Origin of the sequence: Halostella litorea (assembly GCF_004785955.1) — an archaeon.
GTDB classification, from domain to species: domain Archaea; phylum Halobacteriota; class Halobacteria; order Halobacteriales; family Natronoarchaeaceae; genus Halostella; species Halostella litorea.
This window is the reverse complement of the sequence record NZ_SJER01000001.1, coordinates 57,870-81,836: the sequence shown is the minus strand read 5'-3', so window position 1 is coordinate 81,836 and position 23,967 is coordinate 57,870. Positions and strand designations below refer to the sequence as shown.

24 protein-coding genes are annotated in these 23,967 nt (G+C 70.0%); 12 read left to right on the top strand and 12 right to left on the bottom strand.

Annotated elements, in window-relative coordinates; genetic code table 11:
- The 6 genes from EYW40_RS05925 to EYW40_RS05900 form a co-directional block, all read right to left on the bottom strand.
- Positions 1-1,173, bottom strand: coding sequence for a sugar phosphate nucleotidyltransferase (locus EYW40_RS05925; RefSeq protein ID WP_135820713.1), 1,173 nt, complete (start codon positions 1,171-1,173; stop codon positions 1-3).
- Positions 1,170-2,402, bottom strand: a complete 1,233-nt coding sequence (gene glmU / locus EYW40_RS05920; protein WP_135820712.1) for a bifunctional sugar-1-phosphate nucleotidylyltransferase/acetyltransferase — start codon at positions 2,400-2,402, stop codon at positions 1,170-1,172. The genes EYW40_RS05925 and glmU overlap by 4 nt, the downstream gene beginning before the upstream one ends.
- Positions 2,399-3,355: an NAD-dependent epimerase/dehydratase family protein gene (locus tag EYW40_RS05915; RefSeq protein ID WP_237560566.1), complete on the bottom strand. Its 957-nt coding sequence runs from the start codon at positions 3,353-3,355 to the stop codon at positions 2,399-2,401. Before EYW40_RS05915 ends, glmU begins: the two co-directional genes overlap by 4 nt.
- Positions 3,352-4,278, bottom strand: a complete 927-nt coding sequence (locus EYW40_RS05910) for an NAD-dependent epimerase/dehydratase family protein (protein ID WP_135820711.1) — start codon at positions 4,276-4,278, stop codon at positions 3,352-3,354. Before EYW40_RS05910 ends, EYW40_RS05915 begins: the two co-directional genes overlap by 4 nt.
- The gene (locus EYW40_RS05905) at positions 4,274-5,413 is read right to left on the bottom strand and encodes an NAD-dependent epimerase/dehydratase family protein (RefSeq protein ID WP_135820710.1); all 1,140 of its coding nucleotides are present in this window, start codon (positions 5,411-5,413) and stop codon (positions 4,274-4,276) included. Before EYW40_RS05905 ends, EYW40_RS05910 begins: the two co-directional genes overlap by 5 nt.
- Before the next feature lie 128 nt (positions 5,414-5,541).
- Positions 5,542-6,390, bottom strand: coding sequence for a TrmB family transcriptional regulator (locus tag EYW40_RS05900; protein WP_135820709.1), 849 nt, complete (start codon positions 6,388-6,390; stop codon positions 5,542-5,544).
- Between the two features lie 132 nt (positions 6,391-6,522).
- On the opposite strand from EYW40_RS05900, the gene EYW40_RS20285 reads away from it, so the two are divergent.
- Positions 6,523-6,657 carry a hypothetical protein gene (locus tag EYW40_RS20285; protein ID WP_259370022.1) on the top strand — a complete coding sequence of 45 codons (135 nt, stop codon included), beginning with the start codon at positions 6,523-6,525 and terminating at the stop codon, positions 6,655-6,657.
- Positions 6,658-6,764: 107 nt separating this feature from the next.
- Entirely contained in the window at positions 6,765-7,796 is a 1,032-nt protein-coding gene (gene aglJ, locus EYW40_RS05895) for an S-layer glycoprotein N-glycosyltransferase AglJ (protein ID WP_135820708.1), read from the top strand.
- A 6-nt stretch (positions 7,797-7,802) separates the two neighbouring features.
- Here aglJ and EYW40_RS05890 read toward each other — a convergent pair whose 3' ends face one another.
- Positions 7,803-8,126 (bottom strand): hypothetical protein, encoded by a 324-nt coding sequence (locus EYW40_RS05890; protein WP_135820707.1) that lies wholly within the window; start codon positions 8,124-8,126, stop codon positions 7,803-7,805.
- 93 nt (positions 8,127-8,219) lie between these two features.
- Between EYW40_RS05890 and EYW40_RS05885 the strand changes: the two genes are divergently transcribed.
- A complete protein-coding gene (locus EYW40_RS05885; protein ID WP_135820706.1) occupies positions 8,220-8,429 on the top strand; it encodes a ribbon-helix-helix domain-containing protein in 210 nt (69 codons plus the stop codon).
- 30 nt (positions 8,430-8,459) lie between these two features.
- Here EYW40_RS05885 and EYW40_RS05880 read toward each other — a convergent pair whose 3' ends face one another.
- Positions 8,460-8,873 carry a JAB/MPN domain protein-containing protein gene (locus EYW40_RS05880; protein WP_135820705.1) on the bottom strand — a complete coding sequence of 138 codons (414 nt, stop codon included), beginning with the start codon at positions 8,871-8,873 and terminating at the stop codon, positions 8,460-8,462.
- A gap of 342 nt (positions 8,874-9,215) precedes the next feature.
- On the opposite strand from EYW40_RS05880, the gene EYW40_RS05875 reads away from it, so the two are divergent.
- From EYW40_RS05875 to EYW40_RS19885, 5 genes are all read left to right on the top strand, one after another.
- Positions 9,216-10,034 (top strand): undecaprenyl-diphosphate phosphatase, encoded by an 819-nt coding sequence (locus tag EYW40_RS05875; protein WP_135820704.1) that lies wholly within the window; start codon positions 9,216-9,218, stop codon positions 10,032-10,034.
- Between the two features lie 54 nt (positions 10,035-10,088).
- Positions 10,089-10,628: an OB-like fold-containing membrane protein gene (locus EYW40_RS05870; RefSeq protein ID WP_135820703.1), complete on the top strand. Its 540-nt coding sequence runs from the start codon at positions 10,089-10,091 to the stop codon at positions 10,626-10,628.
- The gene (locus EYW40_RS05865; RefSeq protein WP_135820702.1) at positions 10,621-11,112 is read left to right on the top strand and encodes a hypothetical protein; all 492 of its coding nucleotides are present in this window, start codon (positions 10,621-10,623) and stop codon (positions 11,110-11,112) included. The genes EYW40_RS05870 and EYW40_RS05865 overlap by 8 nt, the downstream gene beginning before the upstream one ends.
- Positions 11,113-11,205: 93 nt before the next feature.
- Complete coding sequence (locus tag EYW40_RS05860) at positions 11,206-13,647, top strand: STT3 domain-containing protein (protein ID WP_135820701.1); 2,442 nt, start codon at positions 11,206-11,208, stop codon at positions 13,645-13,647.
- A gap of 253 nt (positions 13,648-13,900) precedes the next feature.
- Complete coding sequence (locus EYW40_RS19885; RefSeq protein ID WP_135820700.1) at positions 13,901-14,326, top strand: hypothetical protein; 426 nt, start codon at positions 13,901-13,903, stop codon at positions 14,324-14,326.
- A gap of 9 nt (positions 14,327-14,335) precedes the next feature.
- Here the strand turns inward: EYW40_RS19885 and EYW40_RS05850 are convergent, their stop codons facing one another.
- The gene (locus EYW40_RS05850; RefSeq protein WP_135820699.1) at positions 14,336-15,019 is read right to left on the bottom strand and encodes a hypothetical protein; all 684 of its coding nucleotides are present in this window, start codon (positions 15,017-15,019) and stop codon (positions 14,336-14,338) included.
- 104 nt (positions 15,020-15,123) lie between these two features.
- On the opposite strand from EYW40_RS05850, the gene EYW40_RS05845 reads away from it, so the two are divergent.
- Together EYW40_RS05845 and EYW40_RS05840 are read left to right on the top strand one after the other, a co-directional pair.
- Positions 15,124-15,804: a VOC family protein gene (locus tag EYW40_RS05845; RefSeq protein WP_135820698.1), complete on the top strand. Its 681-nt coding sequence runs from the start codon at positions 15,124-15,126 to the stop codon at positions 15,802-15,804.
- 126 nt (positions 15,805-15,930) lie between these two features.
- On the top strand, positions 15,931-16,788 hold the full coding sequence (locus tag EYW40_RS05840) for an MBL fold metallo-hydrolase (RefSeq protein WP_135820697.1): 858 nt from the start codon (positions 15,931-15,933) through the stop codon (positions 16,786-16,788).
- Positions 16,789-17,068: 280 nt separating this feature from the next.
- On the opposite strand, the gene EYW40_RS05835 is transcribed toward EYW40_RS05840, so the two are convergent.
- The 3 genes from EYW40_RS05835 to EYW40_RS05825 form a co-directional block, all read right to left on the bottom strand.
- On the bottom strand, positions 17,069-18,301 hold the full coding sequence (locus tag EYW40_RS05835) for a Cdc6/Cdc18 family protein (RefSeq protein WP_135820696.1): 1,233 nt from the start codon (positions 18,299-18,301) through the stop codon (positions 17,069-17,071).
- Positions 18,302-19,160: 859 nt separating this feature from the next.
- The gene (locus tag EYW40_RS05830) at positions 19,161-19,460 is read right to left on the bottom strand and encodes a DUF5779 family protein (RefSeq protein WP_135820695.1); all 300 of its coding nucleotides are present in this window, start codon (positions 19,458-19,460) and stop codon (positions 19,161-19,163) included.
- Between the two features lie 109 nt (positions 19,461-19,569).
- Positions 19,570-20,025 carry a ferritin-like domain-containing protein gene (locus tag EYW40_RS05825; RefSeq protein ID WP_135820694.1) on the bottom strand — a complete coding sequence of 152 codons (456 nt, stop codon included), beginning with the start codon at positions 20,023-20,025 and terminating at the stop codon, positions 19,570-19,572.
- A gap of 353 nt (positions 20,026-20,378) precedes the next feature.
- Between EYW40_RS05825 and EYW40_RS05820 the strand changes: the two genes are divergently transcribed.
- Positions 20,379-21,671, top strand: coding sequence for a LeuA family protein (locus tag EYW40_RS05820; RefSeq protein ID WP_135820693.1), 1,293 nt, complete (start codon positions 20,379-20,381; stop codon positions 21,669-21,671).
- Positions 21,672-22,176: 505 nt separating this feature from the next.
- Positions 22,177-23,967, top strand: coding sequence for a biosynthetic-type acetolactate synthase large subunit (gene ilvB, locus EYW40_RS05815; RefSeq protein WP_135820692.1), 1,791 nt, complete (start codon positions 22,177-22,179; stop codon positions 23,965-23,967).

The window sequence follows — 23,967 nt, the reverse complement described above, 5'->3', positions numbered from 1 at the left end:
TTATCCCCTCCGCACCTCCGTGTCCGGCGGAACGCACCCGGACACCGTCACGCCGTCGCCGATCCGGGTCCCGTCGCCGATCACCGTCCCCTCGTCGAAGACGACGCCGGCCCCGGCGCTGGCGTTGTCGCCGATCACCGCGCCGAGGTCGACGTCCTCGTACACCGTCCCGTCGACGATCACGTCGGCCGGCCCGCCGGGCACCGTCGAGTTCGGCCCGACGGTGGCGTTCTCCGCGACGACGCAGTCCCGGAGCACCGCGCCGTCGCCGATCGTCGCGTCGTCGAAGGCGACGACGTTCGAGAGCACAGCGTTCGCGCCGACGGTGACGTTGTCGCCCAGCGCCGTCCCGCGGCGGACCGTCGCGTTGGCCCCGATCCGCGTGTTCGAACCGGTCCGCACGTCGTCGGCGACGTGTGCACCGGGTTCGGTCGTCCCGCGCTGGACCGGTTCGTCTGTCGCGTCGAGGACGCGCGCGGTGACATCGGTCACGTCCCACAGGTAGGAGACGTCGACCCAGAGCCCGCGGTAGCGGACGCCCCGGACGGCCCCGTCGCGGTCGTCGACGAGTGCCTCGATCGCCGACGTGAGCGCCAGTTCGCCGGCCGGGCCGGCGTCGATATCCCGGATCGCGTCGAACACCGCCTCGTCGAACGCGTACACGCCGGCGTTGACGATGTCCGACGGCGCGGCCGCGGCGCGGGGCTTCTCCGTTACCCCGACGACGCGCTCGCCGTCCAGCGTGACGACGCCGTACTCGCTCGGCTCGTCGGCCCGCGTGAGTCCCATCACCGTGTCGCCGGTCTCGGCGCGCGTCTCGACGAGTTGCTCGACCAGGTCGGCCGTGATGATGCGGTCGCCGTTGAGCACGAGGAACTCGTCCTCGACGCGGTCCTCGGCCTGCAGGACGGCGTGGCCGGTGCCGAGCTGTTTCTCCTGGACGGCGTACTCGATGTCGACGCCCCAGCGGTGGCCGTCGCCGAAGTACGTCTGGATGCGCTCGCGCTTGTAGCCGACGACGAGGACAATCTCGTCGATCCCGGCGTCGGACACCGCATCGATGACGTACTCCAGCAGCGGCTGGTTCGCGATCGGTACCATCGGTTTGGGCCGGCGGTTGGTCAGCGGTTCGAGCCGCTGGCCTTCGCCGGCCGCGAGGATGACTGCTTTCATATCGAATCACCGCGGTCCTCCATGACCGCCTCGCCCGGCCGCGTCATCGCGCCCGCCCCGAGCTTCGTCCCGGCGTTGAGGCTCGTGTTGATCCCCGTCTTCGCGCCGTCGCCGAGCACTACGCCGAGCTTCCGGCGGCCGGTGTCGACGCGCTCGCCCTTCACGGTCAGTTTCACGTTCTCATCGTCGTGCCGGAGGTTCGCGACGGTCGTCCCCGCGCCGAGGTTGGCGTCGCGGCCGACGACGGAGTCGCCGACGTACGACAGGTGCCCGGCGGACGCGCCCGCCATCAGTATCGAGTTCTTCACCTCGACGGCGTTGCCGACGCGGACGTCCGGCCCGATCACCGTCGCCCCGCGGACGTAGGCGTTCGGGCCGACGTCCGCGCCCGACTGGATCATCGCCGGCCCCTCGACGTACGCCCCGTTCCGGACGCGCGCGCCCTCCTCGACGACGACGGGGCCCTTGAGGGTCGCGCGGTCCTCGACCTCGCCGTCGATCCGTCCCTCCAGGTCCGCGAGCGCGGCCTCGGTCGCGTCGAGCAGTTCCCACGGGCGGCCAACGTCGAGCCAGCGGCCGTCGTGTTCGACGACGGCGACCTCGTGGCCGTCGTCCAGTAGCATGCCCAGCGACTCGGTGATTTCGTACTCGCCGCGCTGGCTGAGCGTCGTCCGGTCGATGTACTCGAAGATCGCCGGGTCGAAGGCGTACAGCCCGAGGTTGGCGAGGTTCGACGGCGGATCGGCGGGCTTCTCGACGATGCTGGTCGCGCGGCGGAAGCCGCCCTCCCCGTCGCCGGCGTTCCCGTCGGCCAGCCCGACGACGCCGTACGACGTGGGGTCGTCGACGCGCATGGTTGCGATCGTCGTGGTGCCGGTTTCCGCGAGCCGGTCGACCAGTTCGGGGTCGAACACCACGTCGCCGTTCAGCGCGAGGAACCGCTCGTCGACGTGCGGTTCGGCCCGCTCGATGGCGTGGGCGGTGCCGAGCTGTTCGTCCTGCTCGACGTAGTCGACGGGCAGGCCGCGGAACTCGTCGCCGACGCCCTCGCGGATCGCCTCGGCGTGGTAGCCGACGACCAGCACGTAGCCGTCGACGGCGTCCGCGCAGGCGTCCATCACGTGTTCGAGCATCGGCTTCCCGGCGACCGGGAGCATCGGCTTCGGCCGGTTGGCGGTCAGCGGCCGCATCCGCGTGCCCTCGCCCGCGGCGACGACGACCGCCTTCATCGCACCATCTCCCGGACCGCGCGGTCCACGTCGTACTCCGCCTCGAAGCCGATCTCCGCTCTGGCCTCCGAGGTGTCGACGGTGAAGTCGCCGACCTCGGTCTCGCTCTCGCGGGGGTTCTCGACCATCTCTATCGGTACCTCGTACCCGCGCTCATCCGCGACGATCGACTGGACGGCCTCGGCGATGTCGAGGATGCTCCGGTCGTCGCCGCTGGCAAGCGTGAACGTCGTCGCGCCGGGGTCGCTCCCGACGAGTTCGTCCAGCGAGAGCGCGTAGGCGCGGGCCACGTCCTTGACGTGGATGAAGTCCCGCGCCTGCGTCCCTGGCTCGTGGACGGTCAGGGGCTCCCCGTCCAGCGCCTTGTCGACGAAGATGTTTATCACCGTGTTCTTTCCTATCTCTCGTCCGTCAAGTTCGTGGTGGCCGTACAGGTTCGACTTCACGTACACGTGGGCGGGGAACTCCCCGTCGGCTAGCTGGTGGACGTCGTCCTCGGAAAGCGCCTTGCTCCGGCCGTAGAAGTTCAGCGGGTTCCGCGGGTGGTCCGCGGTGATTGGGAACTCGACGGGGTCGCCGAGCACCGCCATGCTGCAGGGGAACACCAGCGGCGTCCCCCGCTCGCGGCAGAACCAGGCGACGTTCTCCGTGCCGCCGACGTTCACGTCGAACGCGTGTTCCGGATTCTCCTGACAGTCCGGGACGCCGCTCACCGCGCCGAGGTGCATCACGGCGTCGACGCCGTCGAACGCCTCGCGGACGGCGTCGCGGTCGCGCACGTCGACCTCCTCGACGCGGCGGCCGTCTATCTCCCGTACGTCCCCGACCGAGAAGTCGTCGACCGGCACCACGTCGTGGCCCTCGGCAAGGAGGACCTTCGCGACGCGGGAGCCGATGTAGCCGGCGGCCCCGGTCACGCCTACGGTGTGCGTTTCCGTCATGTCCGTTGTCATGTACGTCCTCTCATCGCGGAGTCTGAAAGGCGTTCGCCCGCGGCGAATCTGTCGGTCAGGTCGCGGACGCCCTCCCGGAGCGAGAACTCGGGCTCGAAGCCGCGGTCGGCCATCCGCTCGAACGTGACGCTGTAGGAGGGGCCGGGGTCCTCGTCCTCGAGGTAGTCCGTCTCGACGGGCTTGCCGACGACCTCGGCGACCGTCGCGGCGACGTCCTCGATGCGGTAGTTGTCCTCGCCGACGTTGTACCGGCCCTCCGGCCAGTCCAGCGCCGCGGCGAACGCGCGGGCCGTGTCCCGCACGTGGAGGAACGGCCGCCAGTTCCGGCCGTCGCCGTAGACGGTCAGCGGCTCGTCCATCACCGCGCGGAACGCGAAGGAATTGACGACGAGGTTGAACCGGACGCCAGGGCTCCAGCCGTAGTTGGTCGCCAGCCGGAGCGCGACCGCCTCCACGTCGGCGTCGACGCAGGCCTCCTCGGCGGCGAGCTTCGATTCGGCGTAGGGGTTGCCGGGGTCCGTCGGCGAGTCCTCGCTCAGGTCGGTCTCGTAGGTCTCGCCGTACACGTTACAGGAGCTGGCGAGCACGACCCGGTCGACGCCCTCGTCCTCGGCCGCCGACAGTACCGTCTCAGTGCCGCTGAGGTTCACGTCGAACGTCTTCTCGGGGATGTCGTGGGTCTTGGCCGCGCCCGTGATCGCTGCGAGGTGGACCACGGCGTCGACGTTTTCCATCGCCTCCCGGACGACGGCCTCGTCGCGCACGTCGCCGCGGACGAAGTCCACGGGCGGGGCGTCGACGAGGTTGCGGGGCGACGACAGCGAGAAGTCGTCGAGCACGCGGACGTCGTGGCTCGCGTCGGAAAGCACTGGCAGGAGGGCGCTGCCGACGTAGCCCGCGCCCCCGGTGACGAGGACGTTAATCGAGCAACACCTCCGGCAGGAAGCGGTCCTCGCGGGCGGTGATGCGGTCGCGGTGGCGGGTCAGCGTCGTCAGTACGTCGCGGACGCCCGCCTCCAGGGACTGCGGTTCGCCGACCAGGTCCGCGAACTCCTCGTTTTCCATCTCCATCTTGTGCTCCTCGTCCTCCTCGCGGGGGTTCTCGACGTGGGTGATCTCGACGTCGAGGTCGAACTCCTCGCCGACCGCCTGTATCGTCTCGGCGAGTTCGACGATGGCGACCGGGCGGGTCACTTGGTTGTACACCTCGACGCCGTCGCCGGCGTGGCCGTCCTCGACCAGCGTCGCGATGCTCTCGACGGTGTCGCGGAGGCCGACCATCGGCTTGCGCTGCTCGCCCTTGCCGTAGACGGTGAGCGGGTAGCCCGCGACCGCCTGCGCGCAGAAGCGGTTGACGACCGTGCCGAAGTAGTAGTCGAAGTCGAACCGCGTCGGGAGTTCCAGTTCCTCCGTCTCCGCGGTCTCGGTGCCGTACACGATGGCGGTCCGGAGGTCGCTGACCGGCTGGCCCCACTGCGTGTTCGCCAGTCGCGCGTTCGCGTTGTCGAAGGACTTGGTGACGTGGTACCAGGAACCGCCCATCGCCGGGAACGGCACGTCGTCGCGCTCGCCCTGGTTCTCCATCGTCGCGCCGCCCTCGGGGATCGGGAACTCGGGCGCGCCGTAGACGCCCGTCGTCGTCGTCTCGATGAAGTGTGTGTCCTCCAGCCCGGCGTCTTTCAGCCCGTGGAGCAGGTTGACGTTCATCGAGAGGTTGTTGCGCTGGGTGTACAGCGCGCGCTCGCCGTTTATCTGCGAGTACGGCGCGCTGGGCTGGGCCGCCGCGTGGACGACGGTGTGGGGCTCGTGGACGTCGAGCAGCCGCTGTACCTCGTCGCGGTCGGCGAGGTCGGCGTACACGAAGCTCAGGTTCGGTTCCACCGCGAACCGCATCTCGGGGTCGTCGACCGGGACGGCGGAGACGCTGCCCGCGTCCTCCACCCAGTCGCGCCGCGCGAGGTTGTCCACGCCGACGACCCGCTCGTCGAGTCGCCGCGCCAGTCGCAGAGCGGTCGGCCAGCCGACGTAGCCGTCGGCACCGGTGACGAGAACCGTCATAGTTACTCAGAATGTGAGTAACTGGTGGCATAAGCCTTTTGTTCGGAACGGGAGGGGTCGGCTGACGACGGCGCTGTGGCTACGGGCGGTATCGAGCAGCGGCGCGGGCGGACCCCCCCAGCGACGGCTCAGTCCGGGTACTCCGCGAGGCTCTCGTGTTCCCACACGAGGTCGAAGTACCGCTGCATCCCCGCGACGAACGACCCGTTTTCGGTGATGGCGGCCTGGCGCTTGTGGTTCGGCACGTCGCGCTCCTCGACGAGGAAGATCGCCTTCCCCGAGTCGTAGGTCGCGCTCGGGTCGGCGAACGTGCCGCGCCACGGCAACCGCTCCTCGGAAAAGCGAATCCCGACCTCGGGGTACTCGGCGGCGATCCTGTCGACGATCTCCGCCTGTCGCTCCCGCTTCTCGTCGGGCAGGTGGCGGGGGTGGAGAAAGAGCACGTCCACGTCGACGCGGTCGACGGCGTCGGCGAAGGCCGGCTCGACGGCGTCGAAGTAGGCGAAGCTGTTCGTGATGACGTTGACCCGCTCGTCGGCGTCCGCGTAGAGCTTGCGGGTCTCGGACTCGCTGGGGTCGCCGACGTCGACGACGTAGAACAGCTCCGCGGTCGGGGACACGTCGTCGTCGGCCCGCTCGTAGCGCGGGCGGAACTCCGCGAGGAACTCCTCGCGCAGGTCCTCGACCTCCCGGCGGCGGCGCTCGTACTCCTGCCGGCGGTTCTCCTTGACGCGGTCGAGGATCGTCGCGGGCGACTTCGGCTCGTACTCCTTAGGGCGGCCCGGGTACACCTTGATGTACCCCAGGTCCGCCAGCGTGTCCAGCACGCCGTAGATCCGCGCCTTGGGGATGCCCGTCGCCTCGGCGATGTCCGGCGCGGTGGAGCGCCCGGCCGCCAGCAGGTGCGACAGCGCCGTCGCCTCGTACTCCTTCAGGTCGAGCCGTTCGAGGAGGTCCGTCGGATCGCGCGCGCTCATTGCCGGCCGCTTTCTCGCGCGGCACCGTAAATCGGGCGTTGCGCCCTGCGCGGGGCGGGCCGCCGGAGCCGCCGTCGCTCCCAAAAGCTTATCACGACCCACGCCTTTCGGTTACTCACTAACTGAGTAACTATGGTCGACGGGATATCGGAGGACGAGGGCGAGGCGTGTGGGGTCGACGACCACCTGGACGGCGTCGACGACGGGTGTGGCTGCACCGAGATCTGGGAGCACCTGAGCGAGCGCCGCGAGGCCGCGGGCGACTGAGCGGCGTCCGAGCACGACGGCTACCCGGCGGGACGGCCTGACACGGCTGGGCCGTCCGTCACGCCTGAAAGCAAACCTTTTGCGCCTCCCCCGTGGAGTCACCGACAATGGCGGACTACGGGGACGTCTGCGTCCTGATCCCGACGCTGAACGAGGCCGCGACCATCGGGGAGGTGATAGACGGGTTCCACGAACAGGGGCTGGACAACGTCCTCGTCGTCGACGGCGACTCGTCGGACGACACCCGCGAGATAGCCGAGGCTCGCGGCGCTCGCGTGGTCGTCCAGTCCGGCTCCGGGAAGGGCCAGGCCGTCCAGGAGGGACTGGAGTACGTCGACAGCGAGTACGTGCTGATGCTCGACGGCGACGGCACGTACCGCCCGGAGGACGCCCCCGCGATGCTCGACCCCCTGTTCGCCGGCGAGGCCGAACACGTCATCGGCGACCGCTTCGCCGACATGGAGGCCGGCGCGATGACGCGGCTCAACCAGTTCGGCAACGGGATCATCGACCGCGCGTTCCACTTCATCCACGGGCAGTCCAACTACGACATCCTCAGCGGCTACCGGGCGTTCACCCGCGAGTCGGTCGAACTGTTCCGACTCAACTCCGAGGGCTTCGGGATCGAGACGGAACTGGCCGTCGAGTGCGTGAAACACGGCGTCGAGATGACGGAGGTCCCGATCAGCTACCTCGCGCGGCCGGAGGACTCGGAGACGAACCTCCACCCGGTGTGGGACGGCGGGACGATCATCCTGACGCTGTACCGGCTGGCGAAGACGAACAACCCCCTGTTCTACTTCGGGAGCGTCGGGGCGGCCGGCGTCGCCGCCGGCGGCGCGCTCGCGGCGTACGTCGGCGTCGAGTGGATCACCCGCGGGATCAGCCACGAAGTCATCGCCGTCGTCGCCGCGTTCGCCCTGCTGTTCGGGGTCCAGTTGATCATCTTCGGCGTCCTCTCGGACATGATCGTGACGCTCCACCGCGACCAGATGCACCGCCTCCAGCGACTGGAGTCGGACCGCAAGACCGGTCGGAAAACCGCCGGACGCGCGGTCGACCCGGCCGAACCGGCCGACGCGGAGCGCGACCCTGAGGTCGCGGCCGCGGAGCGGGAGGCCGAACCGCCGGACCGCTGAGGCGGGCTAGAAGGGCAGGATCGCGCGTACCTGGTCGAGCAGGCCCACTGGCGAGGCGCGGCGCTCCTCGAACACCGGGTGGAGTTCGTCGAGCAGGTCGACCTCCGAGTCGAACTCGCGCCGGCCCGTCTCGTCGATGGCGTCGGCGAGCGGGATCGAACGCCCCTTCGCGTCGTACGGCACCTCGGAGTCGAGCGCCGCGACGAGGTCCTCGCGGGTCGCCGGGAACGTCACGTCGGCCTCGTCGAGTCGCGCGTCGACGGCGGCGATCCCGAACTCGATCGCCTCCGGTTCGTCGCTGCTGTCGTTCGCTGGCGGCCGCACTCCCATATCCGCGGATACGAACGCCGCGGCAAAAAACCAGTGCCGACGCGTCGGCCGGCGGTCGCAAAGCCTTTCGGTCGCCCGCGCCCCACCTCCCGTATGACCGAGTACACGACCGTCTCCATCCCGAAGGACCTGGCCGACCGGGTCGACGAGACGATCGAGGGCACGAGCTTCCAGAGCACGAGCGACCTGGTCCGCTTTCTCCTGCGGAGCATCGTCATCCAGCACCAGCAGCAGGGCGAGCTGACCGAGGCGGAGTTCGACGAGATAACGTCCCAGCTGCGGGATCTGGGCTACCTGGAGTGACCTCGGCGTCCGCCCGACCCGGGCGGCGCGCTACGAGATAGACTCCTGTGGCGGCTCGGCGTCGACAACCGTCAGGTCCCGCCGGCGGCCGCGCCGGTCGAACGCCGCGAGGTTCGCCTCCTCCCACGGCGGCACCGCGACGAACACCGCCTCGTGGAGGTCGTCCGTCCGGGACACCGCCAGTTCGCCCTGCGGGTGGGAGACGAACCGCCCCTGGGTCTGCCGGGACGGCGTCGAGAGGTCGACGCCGAACACGGCGTCGACCGCCCCGCCGCTGCCGGGCAGGTAGAAGTCCGTGAACACGGGGACGTCGGCCGGCAGGCTCTCCGCGCCGCTGAGCTCGCCGGCCGGCGTGACGGCCAGGTTCGCCGTGACCTCCCCCGGTTCGGCCTCGCGGGCGAGTTCGAGCAGAACCGTCACGAGGCCGCGCGTAACGTAGACCACGGCTCACATACGACCCGGGCCGGGAAAGACCCATCGCCGGACGTAGGTATGGATATTCCGCGAGTGACGGGCGAAACGGGCGCTTACCGGAATCCCGGCGACGGGTCGACCGCGTTTGGCGGCCCATAACAAGGGAGGAGGGGAGCGACCGGTTGTCTCATGCTGATCCTCGTTGCCGTCGCGTTCGCGTGGCTGCTCGCGCTCGGTGCCCTCTGGGCGCTGATCTACGCGGCGGCGGAGCGCGGCCGGGCCGAGGGGGCCTGAGCGGACCGGCCGAACCTGGTGCGGCCCCGCGGCGCGCGATCCGAAGCCGTTATGTCCGGGCGGTGACCGGAGTTGCGCATGGACCGCGCCACGCTCGTCGCGCTCATCGCCGGGATCCTGCAGGGGGTCTTCGAGTGGCTGCCGATATCGAGCGAGGGCAATGTCGCCGTCTTCCTCGCCGCAGTCGGGTCGTCGCCGTCCGCCGCCGTCCAGTTCTCGCTGTTCCTCCACGTCGGGACGGCGCTGTCGGCGACGGTGTACTACCGCGACGAGTTCCGCGACGCCGTCGCCGCCGCGCCGCGCTGGCGGCCGGGGACGGCCTTCGGCGACGACACGGCCGACCTCTCCTTCATCGTGCTGGCGACGCTCGCCTCCGGCGTGGTCGGGATAGCCGCGTACCTCGCGCTCGACAACCTGGTGGGCGAACTCACCGGCGGGGCGTTCGTCGCGCTCATCGGCCTCCTGCTGGTCGTCACGGGCGCGTTCCAGAAACTCGCCGGCGACCGCGCGCTCGGCACGCGGGGGTCGCCCGACGCGTTCGACGCCGTGCTCGTCGGCGCGCTCCAGGGGCTCGCGCTCCTGCCGGGCGTCTCGCGGTCGGGGACCACCGCCGGCGCGTTGCTCCTGCGGGGCCACGACGGTCCGGCGTCGTTCCGCCTCTCGTTCCTGCTCAGCGTCCCCGCAGCCTTCGGCGCGGGCGCGCTGACGGTACTCGACGAGGGTGGCATCCCGAGCGTCGACGTCGGCCCGGCGCTGGTCGCGCTGGCCGCCGCCGCCGTCGTCGGCTACCTCACCATCGACGCGCTGATGCGGGTCGTCGAGCGGGTCGACTTCTGGGCCGTCTGCGTCGGGCTCGGCTCCCTCGCCGTCGCCGGCGGGGTCGCACTGTGGATCTGACTCGGCCGTAACGGAACCGAAGCGTTCATTCAGGCCGCGTCGGCAATCGGGGGTATGTCACACCGGCGTCGCGCGGCCGTCGCAGTGCTGCTGTTGGCCGCGATCTTCGGGCTCTGCGTCCACTACGACGCGACCGAGGAGCGACGCTGGGACTCGCCGACGAGCGACGAACTCGCGGCGGAGTACGACGCCCACGTCGGCGAGCGGACGCTCGTGTTCGGCACCGTCGAGCGCGTCGACAGCGACGCCCGCACCGCGACGGTCAGCGTCGAACACGACGGCGGCGAGTTCGCGATGACGCTCCGCGGGTTCGACCGCGACGTCGAACCGGGCGGCACCGTCCAGGCGTACGGAACGCTGGAAGCGGGGCGGACGATGACCGTCTCGGAGTCGGTGGTCGTCAACCCCGACGGCGGGGCGGCGCTGTACAAGTACGCCGTCTCCGCCGTCGGCGCGCTCGGGATCCTCGCGCTGTTCTTCCGGCGCTGGCGGGTGGACCCGGCGACGCTGTCGTTCGTCCCGCGGGACGGTTCGGCGGGCGGCGACGCGGGCGACGGAACCGCCGTCCGGGGAGGTGGAACCGACGATGCCTGACCTGCTCTCACACGTCCTGTTCGCGTACGCCCTGCTGACCGTCGCAAGCTGGCGGGTCGACCGCCTGACGGACGAGTGGGTCGCGGTCGGCGTCGCCGGGGCGGCGATCCCCGACCTGATCAAGGTCGAGATACTCGTCGACTCCGCCGCGGTGAGCCGGGCGCTCGGCGTCCCCTTCGACGTGGGGGCGGTCGGCACGCTCGCCGGCGTCCTGCTGGTCGGCGGCCTCATCGCGCTCGCGTTCGGCCGGCGGTGGCGGCCGGCGTACGCGGCGCTGGTCGCCGGCGGCGGGTCGGCGCTGGTCCTCGACGGGCTGCGGGCGTACGCCGACGGCCGCGCGGGGTTCTGGCTCTACCCGGTGCCGTGGCGGCCGCCGACGCCGAGCCTCTACGTGTCGTCGGACCCGCGGGTGCTTGCGGTTGCGGTCGCCGTGGCGGCCGGTGTCGCCCTGGCGGACCGGCGGGTCGGCGGCGCGGAGGCGTGAGCCGGCGCAGCGAGGGGAGCGGCCGCAACGGCGACCGGATCCTGTCCCGGCGGAGTAGTTGGTTTTATGCGGGTGTGACCTCTCGCGGGGAACATGACCGACGCGCGGGAGGAGGTCGTCGCCCTCCTCGCGGACCGCCCCGAGCTCGAACCCGCCCTCCGGGAGATACGCGACGTCGACGGCGCCCGCGAGACGTGGACGTTCGACGACGTGTCCGTCGACTCGGGGGCGTTCGGCGAGATCGTCGCGAGCGGCGTCGTCGAGAGCGCCGGCGACGAGTACCGGCTGGCCGACCCCGTCGCCGTCGACCGCGCGCTCGACGGCGCGACGGCGGACGGACCGGGCGGGGAATCGAGCGGGGGGAGCGCCGGCGTCGACGCGAGCGCCGCCCTCGACCGGTTCCGTGAGCGCCTCCCGCGGGTCCGTCGCGACGCGGCCGCGGCGCTGGCCGCCGCGCTCGCGCTCGTCGCGCTCTTTCGCCTCGTCGCCTCCCCGAGCGTGTTCCGGAACGGCGATATCGTCCTGCTGGCGAACGACCCGTACTTCTACCGCCACTGGCTGCTCCAGCTCGCAGCCGACGACGCCGGCCTGTTCGCCGTGCCCGACCGGCTGCTCGACGGCGAGCCGCTGCTCGCGGCCGTCCTGTGGTCCGTCGCCCGAACGGTCGGCGGCGACGCCCGCACCGTCGACCTCACGCTCGCGTGGTACCCCGTCGCCGCGGCGCTCGTGACCGGGCTGGCCGTCTACGGGACCGCGCGGCGGCTGACCGACGACGCCCGCGTCGGCGTCGCTGCGGTCGGCCTGCTCGCGGTCACGCCGGTCCACGCCTACCGCTCGGCGGTCGGCTTCGGCGACCACCACGCCTTCGACTACATGCTCGTCGCCGTGGCGCTGTACGCGCTCGTCGCGCTGGCCGCCGTGGACCGTGACCGGCCACCACGGGACCTGGCCGCGGCGGCCGCCCCGTGGACCGGCCTGCTCGCCCTCGGCGTCGCCGCGCAGGTGCTCGCCTGGAACGCCGGCCCGCTGCTCATCCTCCCGGTGGGGCTGTACGTCCTCCTGCGCGCGGCCGTGGACCTCCGCGCGGGGCGGTCGCCGCTGCGGGGCCTCGGGCCGGAACTGGTTGCGGTGGCCCTCGCCGCGGGCGCGGTGTGGGGCGCGCACGGCGCGTGGGGGTGGCACGCGAAGTACGTCGCGCTCACCCCGGCTTTCCTCTTGTTCGGGAGCCTCGCGGTCGCGGTCGTCGCCGAGGCGGGCCACCGCGCCGACCTCTCGTGGCTGGCGACCGGCGGCGGCCTCGTCGCGGCCGCGGCGGCCGTGTTCGGCGTCGTGTGGCGGTCGTTCCCGGATTTCCGGGCGGAGTTCCGCCAGGAGGTCGAACGGCTCGCGCTGAAACCGGGGCAAGGCGACATCGTCGAGACCGGGTCGCTGTTCGACCCCGACCTCGGCGGGCCGCTCGCGCCGATCTTCTACTTCGGGCTGGCGCTGTTCCTCGCGCTCCCGTACGCGGCGTGGGGCGGGTGGGCCGCCGTCGCCCGCGACCGGACCGAGTGGCTCGCGGCGACTGCGTACGTCGTGGTGTTGCTGGTCCTGGGCGTTCTGCAGGTCCGCTTCGCCGGCGCGCTCGCGGTGCCCGTCGCGGTGGTCGGCGGCCTCGGCTTCGTCCACCTGGCGAGCGTCGTCGACCTCGCGCGGCGACCGACGCCGTTCGGCGGCGGTGACGAAGCAGGAGGCGACGGATCGGGGCCGTCGCTCGGGGCGGGCGGGACGCGTTCCCTCCGCGGCGACGGCGCGGGCCGGACGTTCGATACGGCCGCACTCGATGGGCGGACCGCGGGGCTGCTGGTCGCGCTGACGGTCCTCGTCGCGGGCCTGGGCGCGGGGCTGACTCCGCCGCTCACCGACGACCTGACGATAGAGGAGGAATCCTACCGGGCGGCGGCGTGGCTCGGCGACGATGCGGACGCCCAAGGGCTGGCCGCCGACGAGCGGTACGTGTTCAGCCGCTGGGACCGAAACCGCCTGTACAACGCCTTCGCGAGCGGGCAGTCCGACTCCTACGGCTACGCCCGGGCGAACTACCAGGGCTTCCTCGTCAGCACGGACCCCGGGGCGTGGTACGACCGCCTCAGCGGCCGGGCGGCGTACGTCGTCACCGGAGACAGGTCGGGGAGCGACGGGTTGACCGCCGGCACGGTGTACGCCACCCTCCAGGAGCGCAAGGGGAACGGTACCGCCCACTACCGCGCCGTCTACGCGACCGACGGCGGCGAGCGGACGGTGTTCCGCCTCGTCCCCGGCGCGACGGTGACCGGCGAGGCGGCGTCGAACGGCACCGTGACGCTCTCCCGCGAGGTCGACATCGGCGGGGAGACGTTCACGTACGCGCGGTCCGCGGCCGTCGGGAACGGCACGTTCTCCGTCACCGTCGCCTACCCGGGCGAGTACGCGGTCGGCAACCGGACCGTGACGGTCCCCGAGAGCGCCGTGGCCAACGGGACATCAGTCGCAGTGAACGGGACGGTAGAGACGTGACCTACTCGTGCCGCTTGAACGGAGAGATGGCTCGCGGACGGGGGCGGCAGGGGCACTCCCGGCCCGCGTCCGGGGAGCGTCAGCCTGCAATCCGGCGTGACGGGAAGAATTTGAGTGATCCCAGTGAGAAGAGCACGCAAATGCAACCTATCGCCGAGGATGTGATTCTGTTCGACCGGGCGAACGTCGTCGACGGGACGGTCGTCTCGTTCGAGGGCACTGCGTCGTCGGCCGACGGCGCGGGGGGATCCTGATGTCCGGCGAGACGAACTCCCGCGGGCTGTTCGACCGCCTCAGAGCCGGCTACCACGGGTCGGCGATCCGATCGGCCGCCGCCGCGCTCTCCCGCGGCGGCCGGGCCGTGACTCGAACCGCGGGGCGGTGGATCCGTGGCTCCTGGCTGTTCCAGTGGCTCACCGCCGAGCCGGACCCGGAAGTGATAGTCATCGACCTCCGCGAGACGTACACCGTCGGGCCGTTCGTCCGGATCCTCGACCGGATCGTGCCCGTCGTCGGGGCGGTGGTGCGCGGTTCGATCACTTGGCGGGTCGCCTCGGGTGTCGGCCGGTCGGTCGAGCGTCGGGCCGCGTCGTCACCGGTCCTGCGTCGTATCGGCGCAGCGCTCGCGCCGCCCGAACCACCGGATCGGCGGGCAGAACTGGACGAGAAAGAGGAGTAAGCGGAGCGGTCACACCGGCAGCAGGCCCCTGGCCGCCTGCAGGTAGACCTTCGGGGCGTTCCGCCGCGAGTTCCGGAGCGCCGCAGCCAGCGTCGGTGCGGCGTCGGACGAGACCCCCTCGCCGTGGCCCACGAGGACGCGTTCGACGGCGAGCCCGCCCAGCGCCTTGCGCGGGGGGAACGCCCGGAGCATGGGGTGGACGCCGAGGCCCTCGCCGTCGGCGACGAAGTAGTCGACCGTCCCGACCGCCTCCGGGACGACGAGCGTGCCCGACTCGGCGTCGTACAGCGCGACCTCCGACCAGAGCGGGTTGTCGACGACGGGGATCGTCCGGTACCCCGTCGACCCGAGTTCGTCGCCGAACGTCGTCGTCGGCGCGTCGAGGTCGGCCGCCACGTCGCGCAGTTCCCGCGGGAGCGCGACCGACACGTCGTGGCGACGCGCGACCGCCGCCGCGTCCCGCTTGTGGCGGTCCAACAGCACGACGACGCCGGCGACCTCGCCGAGGGGGGCGACGAGTTCGTCCAGCCCCTCGCAGTCGACGGGGTCGACCAGCCACACCCCCTCGTCGGTCGCCAGCGCGTGGCTCGCCCGCTGCATCGTCTCCTCGGGGTGAGCGATCCAGCCGAGCCCGCCCTCCCAGCGGTCGATCTCTCGTGGCTCCGTCGGGCGACCGTCTGCTTTCATCGGCATACGCATTGAGTGGGACCGGACGAACATAAGCGGTCGACCCGTCGGACTGGCCGGCGGTGCCGCCGAGCGTACGAAACTAAGTTCCTGCCGAACGATCGTGACGTATGCTGGACGCCCTCCGGTGGCTCGCGCTCGAAGTCAAATCCCTCGACCGCGCCCGCGGGTTCTACGCCGGGACGCTCGACCTCCCGGTCGAGCGGGCCGACGAACGCGAAGTCGCGCTCGGGGCGGGCGACGTCAGCCTGGTCCTTCGTCGCCCGCAGTTGCCGCCCCGCGGCGGCCTCCACACCCACTTCGCGTTCGCCGTCCCCGCCGGCGAGTACGACCGCTGGTACGACCGGCTTGCGCGGAGCTACGACCTCACGGAGCGGGAGTTCGGGTCGGCGAAGTCGCTGTACCTCTACGACCCCGACGGGAACTGCGTCGAACTCGGCCAGCGCGACGTCGGCGGCGAGGGGATCGGCGGGATCTTCGAGGTCGTGCTGGAGGTGTCGGACCTGGAGCGGGCGACCGGGTTCTACACGTCGCTCGGCTTCGAGGTGGTCGACCGCGGCGACGACCGCCGCCGGGTCCGGCTCGGCGGCCCCGTCGACCTGGAGCTGTGGGAGCCACAGCTGGGGATCGCCGACGCGCGCGGCGGAGTCCACGTCGACCTCGGGTTCGAGACCGACGGCAACCCCGGGCTCGCGGTCGACGCGGTGCTCAACCGCGCCTCGAAGGTGACGATGGTCGACGGCGACGTCCGGATCACGGACCCCGACGGCCACCATCTCACGTTCTGCTGAGGGCGGCGCGTGGCCCCGGTGGGTCGCCGACCGTGGCCCGTGACCCGCAGACCGTGGCCACGAACGGGGTCGGTCGTCGCCGCGCGGGCGCACCCTTTTGCCGGCGTCCGTGGTACGCCGACGTACATGCGCGTCACGCTTCTCGGGACGGGGACCGCGGTTCCGAACGGCGACCGGCACCAGAGCGGGGCTCTGGTCGACTCCGCCGACCGCTCGCGGCGGCTGCTCGTCGACTGCGGCAGCGGGGTCGTACACCGCCTCGCCGAGGCCGGCGTCGGCCCCGCTGCCGTCGACGCCGTCGCGCTGACCCACACCCACCTTGACCACGTCGCCGACCTCCCGTCGCTCGTGAAGGCGCGGGTCCTCGCGGGCGAACCGGACCTGACCGTCCACGGCCCGCGGGGGACCGTCGAGGCGCTCGACCACCTGCTCGCGGTCGACGACCTGCACGAGCGCGCGAACGTCACCGTCTGCGAGGTGGCCCCCGGGACCTTCGAGGCCGCGGGGTTCTCGGTGACCGCCCGCGAGGCGGACCACTCGACGCCGACGCTCGGGTATCGCGTTGAGGACGCGGCGGCGCCGAACGGCGGCACGGACGCCGGGACCGCCGCCGCCGACGGAGGCGAGTACGCCGACGCGGTGACGTTCAGCGGCGACACGGCGGCGTCGGCGGCGATCGCCGACCTCGCGGACGGGTCGGCCGTCCTCGTCCACGACTGCGCGCCCCCGGACGGCGGTGACGCCCGCACACATTCGGACGACGGTGCGGAGTCCAACGGGGCGGACGGCGCGGACCACGCGACGCCCTCCGAACTGGCCGGGGTGCTCGCCGGCCGCGATATCGAGACCGTCTACCTGACGCATCTCGGCCCCGAAACGCGCGGGAAGGAGGGGGCCATGACGGCGACGATAGAAGGCCGGTTCCCCGGCGAGGTGCGGATCGCGAACGACCTGACGACGCTGGAGGTCGGAGACGAGGTGTGAGAACGGCGACGAATGGTGAGTGTGGTGAAGAGGAGTGAGAGCGGCGACGAATGGTGAGTGTGGTGAAGAGGAGTGAGAGCGGCGACGAATGGTGAGTGTGGTGAAGAGGAGTGAGAGCGGCGACGAATGGTGAGTGTGGTGAGGAAGAGTGAGAGCGGTGAGGAAGAGTGAGGACGTGGACGAAGGGGGTGGGTGGTGACGAAGAGTGAGGGCGACCAATGGCGATAAGTCGCCAGCGGGGCGGAAGTCGAGAGCCGGAGCGGTGACCGAGCGACCGGAGCTACCGGTCCTCGTTCCAGGCGGACATCCGGCCGTCCTCCAGCAGTATCTCGCGGACGATGTCGGGGTCCTCGATGAGGCGGTTCTTCAGCGTGACGCCGCCGGCCAGCCCCTGGTTCAGCTTCTCGACGTCGACGATGCCGAGGAACGCCTGCTCCTTGAGGATGTCCCGGAAGCGCCGCTCGGAGAGGGTGTCCATGTCGATGGCGTCGCAGATGACGCGGTACTGCTTGAACACCTCGCGGGTGGGGAACGCCTCGGTGTCGTTGTTCAGGGAGAGTTCGGCGAGCGCGAGCAGGGCGGTCTTGGCCTGCGTCGGCGCGCCGTCGATGAGTTCGCGGAAGCGGTCCTTCTCCGCGAGCTGCTGGGCGTCGCGGACGTGTTCCTCCGTGACGGTGTCCGAGCCGTTCTTGTAGGCGATCTTGCCCGCGTGTCGGAGGATGTCGATCGCCTTGCGCGCGTCGCCGTGCTCCTGGGCGGCGAAGGCGGCACAGAGCGGGATCACGTCGTCCGTCAGGACGTTCTCCTGGAACGCGTCGGCGCGGTTGCGCATGATCTCGCGGAGCTGCGTGGCGTCGTAGGGCTGAAAGAATAGTTCCTTGTGCTGGAGGCTGGACTTGACGCGCTCGTTTAAGTTCTCGGCGTACTGGATCTTGTTGGAGATGGCGATGACGCCGATGTGGCAGTCGACCTTGTTCGCCTCCTCGGCGCGGGAGAGCTTCATCAGGAGGTCGTCGTCGGCCATCAGGTCGACCTCGTCCAAGATGACCATCATCACGTCGTACCGCCGGTCAAGGATCTCCCAGAGGCGCTTGTAGTACTTCGACGTGCTGAGACCGGTCTGTGGCACGGCGATGTCCGTCGCGGCCTCGTCGTTGAGCGTCTTGGCAAGCGACGAGACCGCCTGTGTCTCCGTGTTGTCCTCCGAGCAGTCGAGGTAGGCGGTGCCGACGGCGACGTCGTCCTCCGCGAGGTCGCGCGCGCGGCCCATGACGTACTTCGACACGAGCGACTTCCCGGTCCCCGTCTTCCCGTAGACGATGACGTTGTCCGGCGAATACCCCTCGATCGCTCCGCGGAGCTGCTCGGCGAGGTCGCGGATCTCGTCGTCCCGACCGACGATGCGGTCGGGTTCGGGGACGTGTCCGATGCTGAGGAGTTGCTTGTTGGCGAAGATCTGGTCCTCCTGCTCGAACACCTCCTTCGCGATATCTGCTGACTCTCGACTTCCCATCGTACCGCACGTTCGAGGGGTCGGACATAAGTGGCGTGGTTTCGTCCACCCCGCGTTTCCGATGCTTCGGCGGCGGAACCGGCTCCCTGCCGGCGCGAGGAACGATATCGGGGCGGCCGGCGAAACCGGGTTCGTCCTCCGCGCCTGCTGGCACCCACCCCGGGTTTCCAATGCTACCGGGACGGGTCGGCCGGGGTGCGGGAACGGTTTTCACCCACCCTACGTTTCCGATGCTTTTCCGGAGGGATACGTAGCTCTACGTATCCGTTCCGTCTCGGTTGATCCTCCGTACCACCCACCCCAAGTTTCCGATGCTTTCCCGGGGCTGTACACCGCGGAGGAACGCCCTTTGCGCCAATGGAAGACGTCCGGTCTACGACCGCCAGTCGATCTTCGACTGCCGATCGGATCGGACGCTGACTGCTGATCGGATCGATCCTTGGACGCTGATCGGACGCTGATCGATCTGATCCCTCTAGTGTATGTATAGTTACAGTTCTATCTTTACAATTAGCTTAGTGAACTTTTGGCGCTACACTTCGTAAAAAGTTTTCTAAATAATATACCCATTATTCGGATCGAGGATAGCACAGGAAACGGGACTCCACAGTTCGGCCCCGTCCCGCTGGTCGCTCACACGGCCACCTCCCCTCCCACGATAGCATTGGAAACGTGGGGTGTGTGTCCTTCGACTCCCGTCACCGACGGCGGCCCGAAACGGCTGTCCGACCCGGTATAGCAGTGGAGTGTGCTGGAGGAGCGACGGGATGTACTGGGCAGCAACAGGAGAGACACCGGAACGGAGAGTGACTGGAAACTGGAACGGGGAACGACTGAGGAGTGGTGCCTCGGGAGGACGCTATCCCAGTCGGTCGGTGTCGATACGGACGCCAGCGGGCGCGACCAGCAGGAACCCGCGGAAGTGGACGAGTTCGCCGCCGTCGTCCTTCACGTCGCGTGCGAACCCCGCGGCGAGTTCGTTCACGTCGCCCTCGACGTTCAACACGAGGACCGACCCGGACTCGACCGCCTCGATCCACTCCTCGTCCGGCGTCGTCCCGTCGAGCACCCCGAGTTCGACCCGCGCGGTCCCCTCCCCGTCTTCCTCGTCCTCGATGTGGTCCTCGACCGCCCTGAGGTCGAGGCTGAAGTCGCTCATACGCTCCCGGTGAACCCCATCCGAGAAAAACCCTCGGCTCCCGAGGGGCTCCGGACGGACTCCGGCGCCCCCCGGAGCCGACGGCGGACAGCGACCGATGCCCTGCCAGTCAGTCGCTTCGGTACTCCTTGCGGAAGCCGCGGAACTCGGTGCGGTGGGCCTCCTCGTCGGCGAGGATGGTCACCGCGTAGTCCTCGGTCACGGGGTCGTCGGCGTCCTCGGCGGCGTCGATGAGCGACCGGTACGTCTCGATGGCGTCCTCCTCGGCCTCGAGCACGCCCTCGATGACCGAGAGCACGTCCGTCGAATCCTCGGGGGGCTGGAGGCTCTCCTGTCGCGCCTGGAAGTCCATCGACGCCGGCGGCCGCTCGTCGAGCTGTTTGAGGCGCTCGCCGAGCATCCGGGCGTGGTCCAGTTCCTCCTGGATGTCGGTCTCCAGGCTCTCCTTGACCTCCTCGGCGCTGACCCCGTCCAGCACGATGGAGTTCGTGAGGTAGTTCATCACGGTCTCTATCTCGTCTCCGTACGCCTTCCGCAGTAGCCGGGTCACTTCCTCGTTCGTCATACGCGTTGGCGTTCCACGGCCAGCGGCTTATGCTCCGGCCATGCGGCGTACGCGACGGCGTTGAGTCCGACGCTCACCAGCAACACGATCTGCTCGGGGACTCCCCTCCCGAACGGATTCGCCGTACCGACTCCGCGACTGATCACTCCGACCCCAAGGGAGCGCGCGCGAGTTCACAAACGGATTATTTTCTCACTTCAGGTGGGGAATATTCAATATCACGGTTTCTCCCCAGCCGTTCTGAAACACTATCATGGAGTAGTGTAATAGGACATATGTAGACAGTAAGGCCGACTACGTCTTGCGATTCTCTCTCAGCCGCCGCTCACGAACGTCTGTCATCCTGCTATCAGATGCTGTCACAGGGACAGTTTTATATACCGGAGCACCCCCCAGTACAGATACCATGCCTGAGCGCAACACGCAGTCCATGGGTTCGTCCTCCGGTACAAGCCGGGGGGATCGAGTTCTTCCAGGGCACGTTAGATTCCACTAGCGAGATAGACGGCGCACGAGTTTTCGACACGACGCTCCGCGACGGGGAGCAGTCGCCGCGCACGTCGTTCTCCTACGAGGACAAACGCGAGATAGCCGCGGCTCTCGACCGGATGGGAACCCACGTCATAGAGGCCGGGTTCCCCGTCAACTCCGACGCCGAGTTCGAGGCCGTGCGCGACATCGCTAAAAGCACAGATACGACGGTCTGCGGGCTGGCCCGCGTCGTCGACAAGGACATCGAGGCGGCCTTAGACGCCGGCGTCGAGATGGTGCACGTGTTCGCGTCCACCAGCGACGTCCAGATAGAGGACTCGATGCACGCGACACGCGAGCAGGTGGTCGAGCGGTCCGTCGACGCCGTCTCCCGCCTGCAGGACGCCGGGGTCGAGGTGATGTTCTCCCCGATGGACGCGACCCGGACGAGCGAGTCGTTCCTGATCGAGGTCATCGAGGCCGTCACCGAGGCCGGCACGGACTGGATCAACATCCCGGACACCTGCGGCGTGGCGACGCCGCGGCGGTTCCACGACCTAATCGAGATGGTCTGTGAGCACACGACCGCCCGCGTGGACGTCCACACCCACGACGACTTCGGGATGGCGACGGCCAACGCCGTCTCCGGCATCGAGGCCGGCGCGGACCAGGCGCAGGTCAGCGTCAACTCCATCGGCGAGCGCGCCGGGAACGCGGCCTACGAGGAGTTCGTGATGGCCATCGAGAGCGTCTACCAGGTCGACACCGGCATCGACACGACCGGGATCACGGCGCTGTCGCGGCTGGTCGAGGAGAAGTCGGGCGTCGACGTGCCGGGCAACAAGCCCGTCGTCGGCGACAACGCCTTCGCCCACGAGAGCGGCATCCACGCCGCCGGCGTCATCGAGAACTCCGACACGTTCGAGCCGGGGGTCATGACCCCGGAGATGGTCGGCGCGCAGCGCGAACTGGTACTGGGCAAGCACACCGGCAACCACTCGGTACGGGAGCGCCTGCAGGACGCGGGCTTCGACCCGACCGACGACCAGGTACGCGCCGTGACGCGCCGCGTCAAGGACTACGGCGCGGAGAAACAGCGCGTCACGATGAGCGACCTGAAGGAGTTCGCCCGCGAGGAGGGCGTCGAGCGCGAACAGGAGGAGGTCCGCGCCTGATGACGTCCGCCCGGTTCGCCTCCCCCTGTCAGCGACAGGTGGACCACCGCGCCGCCCAGCGGCGGCCACGCGAACCGGGCTCGCGAACGGGAACGGTCGGCCGCCCCGGCGTCGACGCCGGGACCGCCGTCACGGCCCGCGGTGACGCGCGCAATCGTTGCACCGCGCACAAGAGTTATAATCCGGGCGGGCAACGATCCGATACCGATGAGACGGCCACTCACCACCGGTCGCGTGCGGTCCGCGAGCGGTCCGGCCGTCCTGCCCGCTCTTCTCGGCATCATTGTAGGGGCTCGCTAGCCCCTGCAACACCACCTCACCGACCGTTCTCCGCACCGACCAGCAGCCACCCGGCACGCGCCACGACCATGTTCACCGAACGCACACCGACGACACGACCGACACCGTCCGCCGACCCGACGCCGGCAGCAGCGCCGACGTCGCCGCGACAGCATCGCCCGCCGACCCACGGCCGAACCGCCGCCACAGCTAACGGGGTGAACCGATGAGCGAGCAGGTCCCCCCGACCACGCAGACCGAGGCCGAGGCGGCCGCGAGCGACGAGGCGGCCGAGGACACCCCCGAGGGCGTCACGACCGGCGCGTCGTCGGTCGTCCGCGCCCTCGAAAACACCGGTGCCGAGTACCTGTTCGGCGTCCAGGGCGGGGCGATCATGCCCGTCTACGACGCGCTGTACCACTCGGACCTGAACCACGTCACGATGGCCCACGAACAGGGCGCGGCCCACGCGGCCGACGCCTTCGGCATCGTCTCGGGCGACCCCGGGGTCTGCCTGGCCACGTCCGGGCCGGGGGCGACGAACCTCGTCACCGGCATCGCCGACGCGTCGATGGACTCGGACCCGATGATCGCGCTGACGGGGCAGGTTCCGACGGACTTCGTCGGCAACGACGCGTTCCAGGAGACGGACACCACGGGCGTCACCGACCCGATCACGAAGACGAACTACTTCGCGGGCGACGAGGACACCGTCGGCGACGTGGTCGGCGAGGCCTTCGCCGTCGCCAGCGAGGGGCGGCAGGGGCCGACGCTCGTCGACCTGCCGAAGGACGTGACGCAGGCCGAGACCGACGTCGAACCGGGCGAGGCCGAGACGCCGGACACGTACAACCCGCCCGAGGAGGCCGACGACGACGCCGTCGAGGCCGCCGCGGACGCCATCGCGGCCGCGGAGAAACCGGTCATCCTGGCCGGCGGCGGCGTGATCAAGGGCGAGGCGACCGACGAACTGCGCGCGTTCGCCCGCGAGTACGAGATTCCGGTCATCACGACGATGCCCGGCATCGGCGCGTTCCCCGAGGACGACGACCTCTCGCTGGAGGTCGCTGGGATGCACGGCACCGGCTACGCCAACATGGCGATCACCCACTGCGACGTGCTGGTGGGGATCGGCACGCGCTTCGACGACCGCCTCACCGGCGGCGTCGACTCCTTCGCGCCGGAGGCCGACGTCGTCCACGTCGACATCGACCCGGCGGAGATCAGCAAGAACGTCCACGCGGACTACCCGCTGATCGGCGACGCTGGCCGCGTCATCGACCAGTTGGACGACGAACTGGACCGCCGTCCGGACCCCTCGGACCGCTACGCCGAGTGGCGCGAGCAGGTCGGGGCCTGGAAGGACGAGTACCCGATGGACTACGCGACGCCCGACGACGAGCCGCTGAAGCCGCAGTTCGTCGTCGAGGTGCTGGACGAGGCGACCGACGACGACACCGTCGTCACCACCGGCGTCGGCCAGCACCAGATGTGGGCGTTCCAGTTCTGGACGTACACCGAACCCCGGACGTGGGTTTCCTCCCACGGCCTGGGGACGATGGGGTACGGCCTGCCCGCCGCCATCGGCGCGCGGCTGGCTGCGGACGACGACCAGTCGGTCGTCTGCTTCGAGGGCGACGGCTCGTTCCTGATGACGATCCAGGAGCTGTCGGTCGCGGTCCGCGAGAACATGGACATCACCGTCGCCGTCCTCAACAACGAGTACGTCGGCATGGTCCGGCAGTGGCAGGACGGCTTCTTCGAGGGCCGGCGGATGGCCTCGGAGTACTCGTGGTGTCCCGACTTCGCCAAACTGGCGGAGGCGTTCGGCGCGCGCGGGTTCACCGTCGCCGACTACGACGGCGTCGAGGACGCGGTCGCGGCGGCCGTCGAGTACGACGGGCCGAGCGTGATCGACTTCCACATCGACCCCGAGGAGAACGTCTTCCCGATGGTCCCAAGCGGCGGGAAAAACGGGAAGTTCGCACTGAAAGCCGACCACCTGGACCAGCTCTAA

Bases quoted from the DNA above. Each gene is read 5' to 3' on its own strand.
- EYW40_RS05925 (WP_135820713.1), bottom strand. From the start codon at position 1,173: ATGAAAGCAGTCATCCTCGCGGCCGGCGAAGGCCAGCGGCTCGAACCG.
- glmU (WP_135820712.1), bottom strand. From the start codon at position 2,402: ATGAAGGCGGTCGTCGTCGCCGCGGGCGAGGGCACGCGGATGCGGCCG.
- EYW40_RS05915 (WP_237560566.1), bottom strand. From the start codon at position 3,355: ATGACAACGGACATGACGGAAACGCACACCGTAGGCGTGACCGGGGCC.
- EYW40_RS05905 (WP_135820710.1), bottom strand. From the start codon at position 5,413: ATGACGGTTCTCGTCACCGGTGCCGACGGCTACGTCGGCTGGCCGACC.
- EYW40_RS05900 (WP_135820709.1), bottom strand. From the start codon at position 6,390: ATGAGCGCGCGCGATCCGACGGACCTCCTCGAACGGCTCGACCTGAAG.
- EYW40_RS20285 (WP_259370022.1), top strand. From the start codon at position 6,523: ATGGTCGACGGGATATCGGAGGACGAGGGCGAGGCGTGTGGGGTCGAC.
- aglJ (WP_135820708.1), top strand. From the start codon at position 6,765: ATGGCGGACTACGGGGACGTCTGCGTCCTGATCCCGACGCTGAACGAG.
- EYW40_RS05890 (WP_135820707.1), bottom strand. From the start codon at position 8,126: ATGGGAGTGCGGCCGCCAGCGAACGACAGCAGCGACGAACCGGAGGCG.
- EYW40_RS05885 (WP_135820706.1), top strand. From the start codon at position 8,220: ATGACCGAGTACACGACCGTCTCCATCCCGAAGGACCTGGCCGACCGG.
- EYW40_RS05875 (WP_135820704.1), top strand. From the start codon at position 9,216: ATGGACCGCGCCACGCTCGTCGCGCTCATCGCCGGGATCCTGCAGGGG.
- EYW40_RS05870 (WP_135820703.1), top strand. From the start codon at position 10,089: ATGTCACACCGGCGTCGCGCGGCCGTCGCAGTGCTGCTGTTGGCCGCG.
- EYW40_RS05865 (WP_135820702.1), top strand. From the start codon at position 10,621: ATGCCTGACCTGCTCTCACACGTCCTGTTCGCGTACGCCCTGCTGACC.
- EYW40_RS05860 (WP_135820701.1), top strand. From the start codon at position 11,206: ATGACCGACGCGCGGGAGGAGGTCGTCGCCCTCCTCGCGGACCGCCCC.
- EYW40_RS19885 (WP_135820700.1), top strand. From the start codon at position 13,901: ATGTCCGGCGAGACGAACTCCCGCGGGCTGTTCGACCGCCTCAGAGCC.
- EYW40_RS05850 (WP_135820699.1), bottom strand. From the start codon at position 15,019: ATGCCGATGAAAGCAGACGGTCGCCCGACGGAGCCACGAGAGATCGAC.
- EYW40_RS05845 (WP_135820698.1), top strand. From the start codon at position 15,124: ATGCTGGACGCCCTCCGGTGGCTCGCGCTCGAAGTCAAATCCCTCGAC.
- EYW40_RS05840 (WP_135820697.1), top strand. From the start codon at position 15,931: ATGCGCGTCACGCTTCTCGGGACGGGGACCGCGGTTCCGAACGGCGAC.
- EYW40_RS05835 (WP_135820696.1), bottom strand. From the start codon at position 18,301: ATGGGAAGTCGAGAGTCAGCAGATATCGCGAAGGAGGTGTTCGAGCAG.
- EYW40_RS05830 (WP_135820695.1), bottom strand. From the start codon at position 19,460: ATGAGCGACTTCAGCCTCGACCTCAGGGCGGTCGAGGACCACATCGAG.
- EYW40_RS05825 (WP_135820694.1), bottom strand. From the start codon at position 20,025: ATGACGAACGAGGAAGTGACCCGGCTACTGCGGAAGGCGTACGGAGAC.
- EYW40_RS05820 (WP_135820693.1), top strand. From the start codon at position 20,379: ATGCTGTCACAGGGACAGTTTTATATACCGGAGCACCCCCCAGTACAG.
- ilvB (WP_135820692.1), top strand. From the start codon at position 22,177: ATGAGCGAGCAGGTCCCCCCGACCACGCAGACCGAGGCCGAGGCGGCC.